The sequence below is a fragment of the Flavobacterium sp. AJR genome, from assembly GCF_002156885.1.
Taxonomy (GTDB): domain Bacteria; phylum Bacteroidota; class Bacteroidia; order Flavobacteriales; family Flavobacteriaceae; genus Flavobacterium.
On record NZ_NCWQ01000006.1, the window covers coordinates 1 to 13,318 of the forward strand.

At 34.4% G+C, this 13,318-nt stretch carries 10 protein-coding genes; 8 read left to right on the plus strand and 2 right to left on the minus strand.

Features of this window, described 5'->3' with window-relative positions; translation table 11 throughout:
- From B8T70_RS24080 to B8T70_RS02620, 5 genes are all read left to right on the plus strand, one after another.
- The coding region (locus B8T70_RS24080; protein WP_242667415.1) for a hypothetical protein at positions 1–358 on the plus strand (358 nt) is incomplete at its 5' end.
- Between the two features lie 218 nt (positions 359–576).
- The gene (locus tag B8T70_RS02605; RefSeq protein WP_086893811.1) at positions 577–1,683 is read left to right on the plus strand and encodes an efflux RND transporter periplasmic adaptor subunit; all 1,107 of its coding nucleotides are present in this window, start codon (positions 577–579) and stop codon (positions 1,681–1,683) included.
- Positions 1,684–1,716: 33 nt separating this feature from the next.
- Entirely contained in the window at positions 1,717–4,830 is a 3,114-nt protein-coding gene (locus B8T70_RS02610) for an efflux RND transporter permease subunit (protein ID WP_086893812.1), read from the plus strand.
- A gap of 9 nt (positions 4,831–4,839) precedes the next feature.
- On the plus strand, positions 4,840–6,348 hold the full coding sequence (locus tag B8T70_RS02615) for a TolC family protein (RefSeq protein WP_086893813.1): 1,509 nt from the start codon (positions 4,840–4,842) through the stop codon (positions 6,346–6,348).
- A gap of 194 nt (positions 6,349–6,542) precedes the next feature.
- On the plus strand, positions 6,543–7,325 hold the full coding sequence (locus tag B8T70_RS02620) for a hypothetical protein (RefSeq protein ID WP_086893814.1): 783 nt from the start codon (positions 6,543–6,545) through the stop codon (positions 7,323–7,325).
- A 255-nt stretch (positions 7,326–7,580) separates the two neighbouring features.
- Here B8T70_RS02620 and B8T70_RS02625 read toward each other — a convergent pair whose 3' ends face one another.
- Both B8T70_RS02625 and B8T70_RS02630 read right to left on the minus strand, forming a co-directional pair.
- Positions 7,581–8,240, minus strand: coding sequence for a GNAT family N-acetyltransferase (locus B8T70_RS02625; RefSeq protein WP_242667416.1), 660 nt, complete (start codon positions 8,238–8,240; stop codon positions 7,581–7,583).
- Positions 8,241–8,650: 410 nt separating this feature from the next.
- Complete coding sequence (locus B8T70_RS02630; RefSeq protein WP_086893815.1) at positions 8,651–10,627, minus strand: thiamine pyrophosphate-dependent enzyme; 1,977 nt, start codon at positions 10,625–10,627, stop codon at positions 8,651–8,653.
- A 173-nt stretch (positions 10,628–10,800) separates the two neighbouring features.
- On the opposite strand from B8T70_RS02630, the gene B8T70_RS02635 reads away from it, so the two are divergent.
- The 3 genes from B8T70_RS02635 (at position 10,801) to B8T70_RS02645 (ending at position 13,318) form a co-directional block, all read left to right on the plus strand.
- On the plus strand, positions 10,801–11,751 hold the full coding sequence (locus B8T70_RS02635) for an isopenicillin N synthase family oxygenase (RefSeq protein ID WP_086893816.1): 951 nt from the start codon (positions 10,801–10,803) through the stop codon (positions 11,749–11,751).
- Positions 11,752–11,826: 75 nt separating this feature from the next.
- Positions 11,827–12,156 (plus strand): translation initiation factor, encoded by a 330-nt coding sequence (locus B8T70_RS02640; protein WP_039114137.1) that lies wholly within the window; start codon positions 11,827–11,829, stop codon positions 12,154–12,156.
- A 292-nt stretch (positions 12,157–12,448) separates the two neighbouring features.
- On the plus strand, positions 12,449–13,318 hold the full coding sequence (locus B8T70_RS02645; protein WP_086893817.1) for a nucleoside phosphorylase: 870 nt from the start codon (positions 12,449–12,451) through the stop codon (positions 13,316–13,318).

Here is a 13,318-nt window from a genome sequence, read left to right on the forward strand (position 1 = left end):
TGCCTATTTACCTATGAAACATATTAAGTTTATATCTGTTATTTTATTATTCTTGCTTTCCCTTTTAGGTAGCACGGAATTTTACAAATACTCTTTTGAACTAGATAATTATAATGGACAAGAGCATATTTTAGAGACTGTATCTTCAACTCTATCAATGTCTAATGATTTGGACGTGCATTTTATAATCAAAAAGATAAAAAATCGCATTGTAAGTTCTGAATCAAGTGCCTTAAAAAAAGATTACTACACCCAGTTAGTTCACTTTAAGGTTTTAAAGGACAATGTTATTTATAGTATCGCTACTATATATGAAAATCAGCGACATACTCACCTACACTTATATCAACTTTTCTAGATTTTAAGATTGTGTATTTTTATATGAAGTCTCTTTTGTAATAATGTTTTCCATTATTATAAAGGGGTTATAACTTATAAAAATAATTCTTAACGAACGGTATTCTCTCACCAGGGAATATACGATACACTTCCATATTCAATATTTTCTCATTTGCAACTCCCTATAAATCATTATTTGGGAGGCAACATATTTATATAATACTTTAAAAATTAATCATGATTATTAGTAAAAAACAATTCCTGTTGTACGGTTTATCGTTACTATTTTTAACCTCTTGCGGAGATAAAGCCCAAAAAGACTCTGCCAATATAAAAACACTACCAGTTTACAAGATTACTTTAAGAGACACTGTAGTTTCTAACCGATTTGTTGCAGATGTTCACGCCAAAAATAATGTTGAAATCCATGTACGAATACCAGGATTACTAGATAAAGTCTATGTTAGTGAAGGACAAAAGGTAAAAAAAGGACAAATCCTTTTTAAGATTAGCGATGCCGAATTACAAATACAACTTATAAAAGCTGATGCTGTTTATAAAAGCATGTTGGCAGACCTAAGAATGGCAAATGTTGAGCTTGAGCAAGCACAAACTCTTTTTAATAAAAAGGTCATTGCAAATCAGGAATTAGAATTATCTAAGGCAAAACATGATGCGGCTACAGCCAAAGTTGCCCATGCTGCTGCTGAGAAAAAATCGATTAATCAGCAAATAAGTTTTACCACATTAAGAGCTCCATTTGATGGTACAATAGATCGTATTCCGTTTAAGGAAGGAAGTCTTGTAGAAAATGGTTCGCTCCTAACTACACTTTCTCAGTTAGACGATGTATATGCTTATTTCTCTATACCAGAGAATATTTATTTCCAGATGATGGCAGATAAAAGCCTGAATACTAAAGGGGATATAAAACTGGTATTGCCAAACGGAATGGTATATGACCAACAAGGTGAACTTAAAACTGCCGATGGAGAGATTGACAGACAAACGGGTTCTATCCAATACAAAGCCAAATTTAATAATCCGCAAGGGTTTATAAAACATGGAACATCAGGAAAATTGATTATTTCTGAGCCAAGAACCAATGTTATGCTAATTCCTCATAAAGCAGTTTTCTCTATTCAGGATAAACAATTTGTATTTGTTGTAAACAAAGAGGGTATCGTAAAAATGACCAATATTACCATTGCTAGCACTCTAGATGATGTATATATCTTAAATAAAGGGTTGAAAAAGAATGATCTTATCGTACAAGAAGGTACTCAATCACTGAGAGACGGAGATAAAATCAATATAAAACAAATGCAAAGCGCAAGCTTGTAATCAATCACTTAATTACAATTAAAAAGATATAAAATGATAGAGATGTTTATCAAAAGAAAAATATTATCATTAATCATTTCGGTTATGATAGTTTTGCTCGGAATATTAGCTTTATTCCAGCTACCTATAACACAATTTCCAGATATCGTTCCGCCATCGGTAACAGTTACAGCAAAATATACTGGTGCCAATGCCGAGGTTTCTGCCAATGCAGTTGCGCTTCCTTTGGAACGAGCCATAAATGGTGTGCCGGGAATGACTTATATGTCTACAGTTACATCAAACGATGGTTTAACGCTGATTCAAGTATTTTTTGAAGTAGGAACCGACCCCGATCTGGCCGCGGTAAACGTACAAAACAGGGTTACCACAATACTAGATGAACTTCCCGAAGAGGTTATACGAGCCGGTGTAACAACCGAAAAAGAAGTTAACAGTATGTTGATGTACCTGAATGTTACTAGTACAGATAAAATTCAGGACGAACAGTTTATCTTCAATTTTACAGATATTAATATTCTGCAGGAATTAAAGCGTATTGATGGTGTTGGACGTGCAGAAATTATGGGTCAGAAAGAATATTCGATGCGAGTATGGCTTGATCCACAAAAGATGCTGTCTTATAATATTTCGGCAAACGAAGTTATAAACTCATTGCAAAAGCAAAATATATCTGCTGCTCCGGGTAAAGTTGGTGAAGGATCAGGACAACTGGACAGTCACGTTCAATATGTTATTAAATACGGAGGAAAATTCTATGAGCCTAAACAGTATGAAGAAATACCGCTAAGAGCAAACTCAGATGGTACTATCTTAAAACTAAAGGATATCTCAAAAATAGAATTGGGATCTATGAGCTACGGAATGGTTTCTAAGACCGATGGAAAACCTTCGGCTTCGATTATGCTTAAGCAAAGACCAGGTTCTAACGCCTCTGAAGTAATTGCCAGCGTAAAAGCAAAAATGGCAGAATTAAAAGGAACTTCTTTTCCTCCGGGAATGAATTATAATATTGCTTATGATGTATCTCGTTTTCTTGATGCATCTATAGACGAAGTTTTAGTCACTCTTGTAGAAGCTTTCCTTCTTGTTGCCTTTGTGGTTTTTATATTCCTTCAAGACTGGCGTTCTACTCTTATTCCTGTATTGGCGGTGCCTGTGGCTCTGATTGGTTCATTTACTTTTATGTCAATGATGGGCTTCTCTATAAACCTTCTTACGCTTTTTGCTTTAGTACTATCGATAGGAATTGTCGTAGATAATGCCATTGTGGTCGTCGAAGCCGTGCACGTTAAAATTACGGAAGAACACATGGATCCTTTACCCGCCACCATAAGTGCGATGAAAGAAATCACTGGTGCCATTATTGCAATTACTATTGTAATGGCTGCTGTATTTATTCCTGTAGCTTTCCTTAGCGGACCAGTTGGAGTTTTCTATAGGCAATTCTCACTTACTATGGCTATAAGTATTGTAATTTCGGGTGTAAATGCGCTTACGCTTACTCCTGCACTATGTGCTATAATGCTTAGAAAACATGATCCAAACAAAGAGAAGACATCATTGCTAGATCGTTTCTTTTATCGATTTAATAAATGGTTTGACAAAATTACTTCAAAATATATCAGAGTACTTTCTAAACTTGCAGATCGTAGCTCTGTTACCATAGGAATTTTGGTTTTATTCTGTATTCTTACTTGGGGTACATCTGCTCTTTTACCTTCAGGATTTATACCTTCTGAGGATCAGGGAATGGTATATGTAAGTGTAACTACACCACAAGGTGCTACTGTAGAACGTACAGAAAAAGTGCTTGACGAAGTAACCCGTATTGCAAAAGGAATAGAAGGTGTAGATAATGTTACTACACTTGCTGGTTATAGTATTGTTACCGAAATCGCTGGTGCATCTTACGGTATGGGAATGATTAACCTAAAAGATTGGAGTAATCGAGATATCTCTGTAAACGACTTTATTGCAAAATTAACAGAGAAAACAAAAGGCATTTCAGATGCGCAAATTGAAGTTTTTGCTCCGCCTACAGTTCCTGGATTTGGTAATACAAGTGGTTTCGAACTCCGTTTACTAGATAAAACTGGAGGTCCGATTAGTAACACAGATGAAGTTACTAAAAACTTTATAAAGGAACTAAATGCCACGCCCGAAATACAAAATTCATTTACGAGTTTTGATGCTACTTTCCCTCAATATATGATACATATTGATTATGATCTTGCAGCCAAAAAAGGGGTTTCTGTAGATAATGCTATGTCGACTTTACAAACAATGTTGGGATCGTTTTATGCTACAAACTTTATTCGTTTTTCTCAGATGTATAAAGTAATGGTACAAGCAAGTCCGCAGTTCAGAAAAAATCCTGAAAGTATACTAGATATGTATCTTAAGAATGATGCAGGCGAAATGGTTCCGTTTTCTACATTCGTAAAATTAGAGCGTGTTTATGGTCCAGAAGTTCTTACGCGTTATAATATGTACATGTCGGCGATGATCAATGGTGAACCTGCTCCAGGTTTTAGTTCTGGAGAAGCTATTGCAGCTGTAGAGAAAATTGCTGCCGAAAAACTCCCAGGTAAATTTGAACTAGAATGGTCAGGAATGACTCGTGAAGAAATCCTGTCAGGAAACCAAACGATATACATTTTTGCCCTGTGTTTATTGTTTGTATACTTATTACTTGCCGCTCAATACGAAAGTTTGCTACTTCCCTTCCCTGTACTATTATCGCTTCCTGTAGGTGTTTTTGGATCTTATCTTGCGCTTCTCGCTGTCGGGTTAGACAATAATATTTATGCTCAGGTTGCCTTGGTAATGCTTATAGGACTACTGGCCAAAAATGCCATCTTGATTGTAGAGTTTGCGATGGCTCAAAACAAACTAGGACAAGGTATAACCGAAGCTGCTATAGAAGGTGCCAGACTTCGTTTTAGACCTATCTTAATGACATCATTTGCCTTTATTGCCGGACTTATTCCTTTATGTATAGCTTCTGGTGCGGGTGCAATCGGTAACCGTTCTATTGGTACTGCGGCAGCTGGAGGAATGTTTATCGGGACAGTTTTTGGTCTTTTAATCATTCCTGGCCTTTATATACTATTCGCAAAACTTGAAAAAGCTTCGAAAAAATAAATTTAAACAATGAAAAATTCACTTAATAAATTCTATAAAAATACAATGCCTTCGGTAAGTTTCGAAGGAAGAAAAGCAATGTATGTTTTGCCAGTTGTATTTACCACGTTACTCTTTGCTTGTTCTGCCCCTAAAGTGGCAGAACAGCAAAAGGCTAAAACATTGCCAGAGAACTTTGATGTTAATCGTAAAACAACAACAGACAGTCTGCAAGTTTTTATTCCTGTAAAAACAGAAACGTATTTTAAAGATCCTGAGTTAGAAAAAATATTAGATATCGTTATTGCTCAAAATCCTGATTATCTGGCAATGCAAGAAAGAATTCTGATAGCAAATTCTCATTTAAAAGTTGCTAAACTGGCTTTGCTCCCATCATTTGATTTGGGGGCTGACCTTTCGGGGACGCGTTATGGTAAATATACAATGGATGGCGTAGGAAACTTTGATACCAATTTTTCTCAGAATATATCCGAAAAGCAAAGAATCAATACAGATCTTACCCCTAATTTGTTTTTAGGCGGAAAAGTATCTTGGGAAGCTGATATATGGGGGAAATTAAGCAATCGAAAAAAGGCTGCTCGTCAGCGATTTTTTGCTTCACAAGAAGGAATGAGATTATTACAAACCAGACTTTTGAGCGATGTTGCCGAACTATATTATAAACTGATAGCGCTAGATAAACAAGCTATTATTTATGAAAAAAACCTTAAAACACAGCAACGTGCACTTGATATCGTTTCTGCACAAAGGTCTGTTGGTAAGGCAACTGAATTAGCCGTACAGCAATTTAATGCTCAAAACAATAATATTTTGGCTGAAGCCGAAGAATTAAATCTTAGTATCGATCAAACCGAAAAAGCTTTGTTAACGCTTTTAGGAGAATACGGTGGTAAGATTACCAGAAGTAAAGAATTCTTATCAGGACATCTTGAGGTTTTGAATCAAAAAATAAGTGTTGATTCTATTATTCACAACCGACCAGATGTATCACAAGCGTATTTTGAATTATTGGCATCAAAAGCCGATGCTAAATCTGCTCGTGCTGCTTTCTTTCCGACTGTAAACTTGGGTGGTTATGCTGGATTTAACTCCTTCTCTTTCTCCACATTTTTTGATAGCGGATCATTTGCATGGCAATTACTTGGAGGAATTACAGCTCCGGTATTTAACAAAGGAGAAATTAAGCATGAATATTTTACAGCCAATAAAAGACAGCAAATTAGTTTTCTTGAATATCAAAAATCTATCACTGTTGCTTACAATGAGTTGAGTGCTTTATTATATCGTACAAAAGCTTTTGAAGATGTTCTAGCCTATAAATCAAAAGAAATTGAACATCTAGAAATTGCTGTAAATGTATCGAATGATTTGTATTTGAGCGGATATGCTAATTATCTTGAAATAATCAGTGCGCAAAAAAACAGACTTCAGGCTGAACTTGATTTTGTCGATATGCAATTAAAGAATGTAAACTCTCAAATACTATTGTATAAAGCTCTGGGTGGAGGAATAAATTAATTTTTTTCTTAAAATTAAGTCGCTAATAATTGAATTGATTTATAAGTAAACTTAATCATAATAAACCCGATCTTGTATCGGGTTTATTTTTTTAGACTAGTCTCAACTTAACCCTTTTTTATTATTTTTGATCGATTTTAAAAAACATCAAAAAGAACCCGTTAAGGCTGGAAATAATCTCTAAAAACCTGAAAATGAAACAGAAATCTATACTTTTTATTTTTTTAACGGCGCTTTTAATTTCTTGTAAGGATACTGTAAAACAGGAAAACAACCCTATAAAGTCTGACAGTATAAAACAAAAAGAGAAAAATACAGCATCAGTAATTACAGATTCATCAACGGCAGTTTATTTTATAAAAACCAAAATGATACCCGCTACGGATGAACTTAGAAAAGTCATCACAGAAAAAATTGAAAGCGTGGAAAGTGTTGATTTTACAGGCGATAAAATTCCTGATTATATCTGTAAAACGGCGATAGATTCATTAGGAATTGGAAATGAATACTGGATTTCATCGGAATATAAAACTATAAAAAAAGCAAAACATTATGACGGTTTTCATTATCGTTGGTTTATAAATTTAGATGATGATCCTGAACCTGAAATATTTGAAACAAACGGTGACGAGGATGGTGCAGATTACACTATTAGGGATCAGGATTTAATAATAGGAAAAGACAAAATATTGCTTTATATCAATCCGGTTATCATTGAAAATCAGAAAAAGTATTGGGGGTATTCCTGGGACGTAAAAAATATAATTGCCCGAAAAATCGGAACCGATATTGAACTGTTCTGCTCTTTAAACCATAAAGTAATCAGGGATGGGAATGAAGAATATGACCCGAAATTTCAGAAAATAATGCCCGTAATCTTTTTTACGGGACATCATACACAAGAGAGCGGAGATCATTTCATAAAAGAAGAACAATGGTTAACATTGAAAGAAATCATCAAACAAACCAAAAGATAAACCCTTAAAAAACAACACTTAATCTCTTGCCTAATTTTCTAAAACTTGTGTTTTTTTATTAAATATTCGCTCAGATCCTGAAAATTTTACTAAACACATAAACATAGATTTTATATGTAAAAAAGAGCAACGAAAAGAAATACATTTCTTTAACATAAAGAACTATGTTTATTTTAAACAAGTAAAACGCCTATTCTGAGAATCCAAAATCTATGTTTCTATGTGTTAAAATAATTACAACCAATAGATTATATTTTAAAATTCATTAGGTTTTGTTTTTGGGTTATAAAGCATTGCCGTACACAAACAGTTTTTCCTTTCTTTACTCATTAATATGGGGCAATTAATACAGGATTTGCAGCTTTCCCAAAATCGTTCGTCAGTAGTTAATTCAGAATAAGTAACGGGTTCAAAACCGAGTTCATGATTCATTTTCATTACTGTCAACCCTGTGGTTAGACTAAATATGCTAGCATTAGGATATCTTTGGCGGCTCAGCCAAAAGATTTTTCTTTTAATTCTTTTTGCAAGACCAGTATGTCTGAATTGTGGAGCGACTATTAATCCTGAATTAGAAACAAATTGTCCATTACCCCAAGAAGAAATAAAAGAGAAACCTGCCCATGTTCCGTCAGATGCAAAAGCAATAATAGCTTCTCCCTTTTTCATTTTTTCCTCTAGCGATTCTGGAGAACGTCCTGAGATTCCTGTTCCCCTTGCTATAGCCGATGATAAGGTCGTTTCGCAAATTTCTTTTATCCAAAATAGATGGTTGGCATTGGCGATTTCAATGGTGAAAGTTAGTAATTCCTCAGCTGGTTGAATACCTAATAATAAGGCTGTTTTGTCTGGGAATGGATCAGACAATAAAAAGGGGTTGTCTGAAAAACTTATGGTACGTTGTCGGGTTTTCATATCTAATTTAGCGTATTTGATTTTATTTATAATGCTAATACAAAATGAAATATTCAAATTACATACCAATGTAGGTTTATGGTTGCTGTGTAAGCGTTACAAACTGTCTTTGCTTGGTTTGCGCCAATAATAAGATATTTATTGGTAGATTCTATCCCTATCATAATGATAAGATTGTATCATTATGATATTGCTATAAACAAAAAATGATGAAATTATAAGTCTCATCATTCTTTTATATAAATATTCGCTTTGTTATTTTAGATAATCTGTTAGAGGTAAACTTTAGAAAACCTTTGAGCCTTTTTTCATTGAACCGTTAAATCTTTAGACGCACTGCGGTGCGTCTAAAGATAAACCTTTGTACCTCTGAACCTTTGCTTCTTAGAACCTTAGTCCCTCAGAACCTTCTAGTAAGCTAACAAATCCAAAAGTTCTTTCTCAAATCGACCTTTTGGTAAATATTGATCTTCAAGTGCTTTTGTAAACGGAATAGGAGAATCTAAACTCGCCACACGTTTTACAGGAGCATCTAAATAACGGAAACAGTTTTCCATAATTAATGCCGAGATATCACTTGCAATACCACCAAAAAGAGAATCCTCCTGATAAATTATTACGCGTCCAGTTTTCTTAACCGATTCAAAAATTGCTTCGGTATCCAACGGTTGTAATGTTCTTAAATCTAATAAATCAGCTGAGATTTCAGGATTTTTAGCCAACGTTTCCAGAGCCCAATGAACAGGAGCTCCAAAAGCAATGATAGTAACAGCTGTACCTTCTTTTAATAAAGCTGCTTTTCCTAACGGAATTGTATAATAATCTGTTGGAACATCTTGGTAAATACTTCTATATAATTGTTTATGCTCAAAGAACAAAACTGGATTTGGATCATTGATAGACTCATTTAATAGCCCTTTGGCATCATAAGGAAAAGCTGGGTAAACTACTTTTAAACCAGGAGTTTTTGTAAACCAGGCTTCATTGGTTTGCGAATGGAAAGGTCCTGCTTGAGTTCCGCCTCCACAAGGCATACGAACTACAACATCCGCTTTTTCTAACCAACGGTAATGTGATTTTGCCAATAAATTTACAATTGGATTAAATCCTGTTGAAACAAAATCGGCAAATTGCATTTCGACAATCGCTTTGTAACCATTTATAGAAAGTCCCATTCCGGCAGAAACCACAGCGCTTTCACAAATTGGCGTATTCCGTACACGTTCTTTTCCAAATAAATCTACAAAACCATCCGTAATTTTAAAAGCACCACCATATTCGGCAATGTCTTGTCCCATTATAACCGAATTAGGATGTAATTGCATTGATTGTTTTAAAGCTGAAGAAATAGCATCTATAAAACGGATATTTTTTTCTTCAGGATCTGGTGTGATTTCTTTATAGCTATATGGCGCATAAACATCATTTAACTCTTCTTCATACGAAGCCTCGATTTCAAATTCTACATTGGCAATAACCAAACTTTCTTCAATGTCCGTTTTAATATCTGCATGTAATTTCTCATCGTATTCAGGCGTTAATACCCCTATTTCTGTCAGGTAGTTCTTGTAATTATTTACAGGATCTTTTACTGCCCACATATCCATCAAGTCTTGCGGAACATATTTAGTACCACTCGCCTCTTCATGACCACGCATTCTAAATGTTTTAAACTCTAATAAAACAGGACGTGGATTTTCAATCATCGAAAGTTTTAATTCTGATAAAAGGTTATAAACCTCCAGAATATTATTCCCATCTATAATATGGCTTTCTATACCATAACCAACGCCTTTATCAGCAAGGTTTTCGCAACGATATTGCTCATTTGTAGGAGTCGAAAGTCCGTAACCATTATTCTCGATAATAAACATTACAGGTAATTCCCAAACAGCAGCAATATTTAATGCTTCATGAAAATCTCCTTCGCTCGTTGCTCCTTCACCAGTAAAAACAGCAGTTACCTTATTATTCTTTTTTAATTTATTAGCCAAAGCGATTCCGTCGGCAACACCTAATTGTGGTCCTAAATGCGAAATCATTCCGATAATCTTATATTGTTGTGTTCCGAAGTGGAAACTTCTGTCACGACCTTTGGTAAAACCATTTGCTTTTCCTTGCCATTGCGAAAAAAGACGGTATAATGGAATATCTCTTCCTGTAAAAACACCTAAATTACGGTGCATTGGCAAAATGTATTCATCGGAATCTAAAGCGGCAGTAACTCCTACCGAAATTGCTTCTTGCCCTATTCCAGAAAACCATTTAGAAACTTTTCCCTGGCGGATTAAGATGAGCATCTTCTCCTCTATCAATCTTGGTTTTAAAATTCTCTTGTATAAATCTAGTAGTTGGTCGTTGGTCAGTTTTTTTCTGTCAAAAATCATTTTTTGGTTTATTATTTAGTCAATGAATGTTGTAAAAATATAACAATTAAGCTATATTTTGTTATATAATTGTAAATTATTAGCATTTGTTGAAATAAAAATAACAAATTAGTTTTACATTTGCTCAAGATATGGTTTTTAAACCAATCAAGTTATCAATAAATATGTAAAGTATGCAAAACATTCCTAGTGTAGACTTACGTGATTTCCTTTCGGACAGCCCGGAACGTAAACAAAAATTTGTAAATGAAATCGGAAATGCATTTGAAAACATTGGCTTCGTTGCCCTAAAAGGTCATTTTTTAGATGATCAGTTAGTTGACGAACTTTATGGCGAAATTAGAAAATTTTTCGCATTGCCAATAGAATCTAAACATAATTATGAAATTCCAGGTATTGGAGGTCAGAGAGGTTATGTTTCTTTTGGTACAGAACACGCCAAAGGAAGAAAAGAAGGTGACTTAAAAGAATTCTGGCATTTTGGTCAGTATGTGAGTGAAGACTCAAAGTATGCCTCAGAATACCCAGAAAATGTTGAAGTAACAGAACTACCTAAATTTAATGCAGTTGGTAAAGAAGCGTACCAAATGCTTGAAAAAACTGGAGTTTATGTTTTAAGAGCTTTAGCATTACACCTTGGATTAGATGAATTTTACTTTGACAAATATGCCAAAGACGGAAATTCTATCCTACGTCCTATTCACTACCCACCAATTACATCTGAACCTAAAGATGCAATTCGTGCTGCTGCTCACGGTGATATTAACCTTATTACCTTATTAATGGGAGCGCAAGGAAAAGGATTACAAGTTCAAAATCATGATGGAGAATGGATTGATGCCATTGCCGAAGATGATCAATTGGTAATTAATGTTGGAGACATGCTTTCTCGTCATACCAACAACAGACTAAAATCGACTATTCACCAAGTAGTTAACCCTCCAAGAGAATTATGGGGAACATCTCGTTACTCAGTTCCGTTTTTTATGCACCCAGTAAGCGATATGCGTTTGGATTGTTTAGAAAATTGTATTGATGCCGAGAATCCTAAAAAATTCGAGGATATTACTGCTGGAGAATATTTATACGAACGTTTGGTAGATTTGGGTTTAATCAAAAAATAATCTTTAAATTTACCTAATAATAAAAAGACATTGAGTTTATACTTAATGTCTTTTTAATTTTAAAATAAATTACAAATGGACTTACAAGACCAACTAAAAAATCTTTTCCCGGATCACGAAGTATCTCCCGACGAAATTGTGGTTCCAGAAGATCATACGCTTTTTATTCAAAAAGAGCCTATGATTTGTAAATACGAAAAACGAAAAGGAAAAGCTACAACCATAATCGAAGGTTACGAAGGAACCGATGAAGATTTTAAAATCCTAGCCAAAGAAATTAAAACCAAATTAAGCGTTGGCGGTACTTTTAAAGATGATTCTATTATTATACAAGGTGATTACCGAGATAAAATAATGGAAATACTAAAAGCTAAAGGATTTAAAGTAAAACGTGTAGGAGGCTAGAGTTTAGTCCCGTGATCAGTTTCGGGTTTCAGTTACATAACTTTGACCGCAAAATTTTTCTTTGCGAGCCTTGCGTTTATGAAAATCTAGTATGAAACCTTTGTGCCCTTTGCGGTTAAATCATAACAAAACACATGAAAAGACGCACTGCGGTGCGCCTCTACAGAACTGAACCTTTAAAAAAATAAAAAAAAAGACGTACAGTTATGCGCTTCTATAAGAAAACCTTAGAATCTCAGAACCTTTGTCTCTTTGAACCTTTAAAAACCCTTTGAACCTTAAAAAAAAAACAATGATACAATCATCAGAATTAATACTAAATCCAGACGGAAGCGTCTATCATTTAAATCTTCGCCCAGAACATATTGCAAATGACATTATTTTTGTAGGCGATCAAAATCGTGTAGAAAAAATTACTCAGTTTTTTGACAGCATCGAGTTTTCTACACAAAAAAGAGAATTTAAAACTCAAACTGGAGTTTATAAAGGAAAAAGAATTACTGTAATGTCTACTGGTATTGGTCCAGATAATATTGATATTGTAGTAAACGAATTAGACGCTTTGGTAAATATTGATTTAGAAACTCGTAAACCAAAAGAAAACCTAACCTCTCTAAATATTATCAGAATTGGAACTTCTGGTTCACTACAAGCAGATATTCCTGTAGATAGTTTTGTAATGTCAACTTTTGGACTTGGTCTTGATAATATGCTTCGTTCTTATTTAATCGATGAAGTTTCGAATGTTGCAATGGAAGAAGCTTTTATAAACCATACCAATTGGGACATCCGTAAAGGAAAACCATATGTAATTGCTGGTTCAGAGAAATTAGAAAAGCTTATCGAAAGTGACAAAATACATAAAGGAATCACTGCAACTGCAGGAGGTTTTTATGGTCCACAAGGGCGTGTTTTACGTTTAAACATTCAGGATGAAGAATTAAATGCTAAAATGGATAATTTTACTTTTAATGATAACCGAATTACAAATCTAGAAATGGAAACTGCTGCTATTTATGGACTTTCGGCACTTTTAGGACATCATGCATTATCACTAAATGCAATTATTGCCAATCGTGCTTCGGGAACTTTTAGCGAAGACCCATACAAAGCTGTAGATGAATTAATTAAATACACGTTAAACAAATTAATTACGAATTAA

Bases quoted from the DNA above. Each gene is read 5' to 3' on its own strand.
- B8T70_RS02605 (WP_086893811.1), top strand. From the start codon at position 577: ATGATTATTAGTAAAAAACAATTCCTGTTGTACGGTTTATCGTTACTA.
- B8T70_RS02610 (WP_086893812.1), top strand. From the start codon at position 1,717: ATGATAGAGATGTTTATCAAAAGAAAAATATTATCATTAATCATTTCG.
- B8T70_RS02615 (WP_086893813.1), top strand. From the start codon at position 4,840: ATGAAAAATTCACTTAATAAATTCTATAAAAATACAATGCCTTCGGTA.
- B8T70_RS02620 (WP_086893814.1), top strand. From the start codon at position 6,543: ATGAAACAGAAATCTATACTTTTTATTTTTTTAACGGCGCTTTTAATT.
- B8T70_RS02625 (WP_242667416.1), bottom strand. From the start codon at position 8,240: ATGAAAACCCGACAACGTACCATAAGTTTTTCAGACAACCCCTTTTTA.
- B8T70_RS02630 (WP_086893815.1), bottom strand. From the start codon at position 10,627: ATGATTTTTGACAGAAAAAAACTGACCAACGACCAACTACTAGATTTA.
- B8T70_RS02635 (WP_086893816.1), top strand. From the start codon at position 10,801: ATGCAAAACATTCCTAGTGTAGACTTACGTGATTTCCTTTCGGACAGC.
- B8T70_RS02640 (WP_039114137.1), top strand. From the start codon at position 11,827: ATGGACTTACAAGACCAACTAAAAAATCTTTTCCCGGATCACGAAGTA.
- B8T70_RS02645 (WP_086893817.1), top strand. From the start codon at position 12,449: ATGATACAATCATCAGAATTAATACTAAATCCAGACGGAAGCGTCTAT.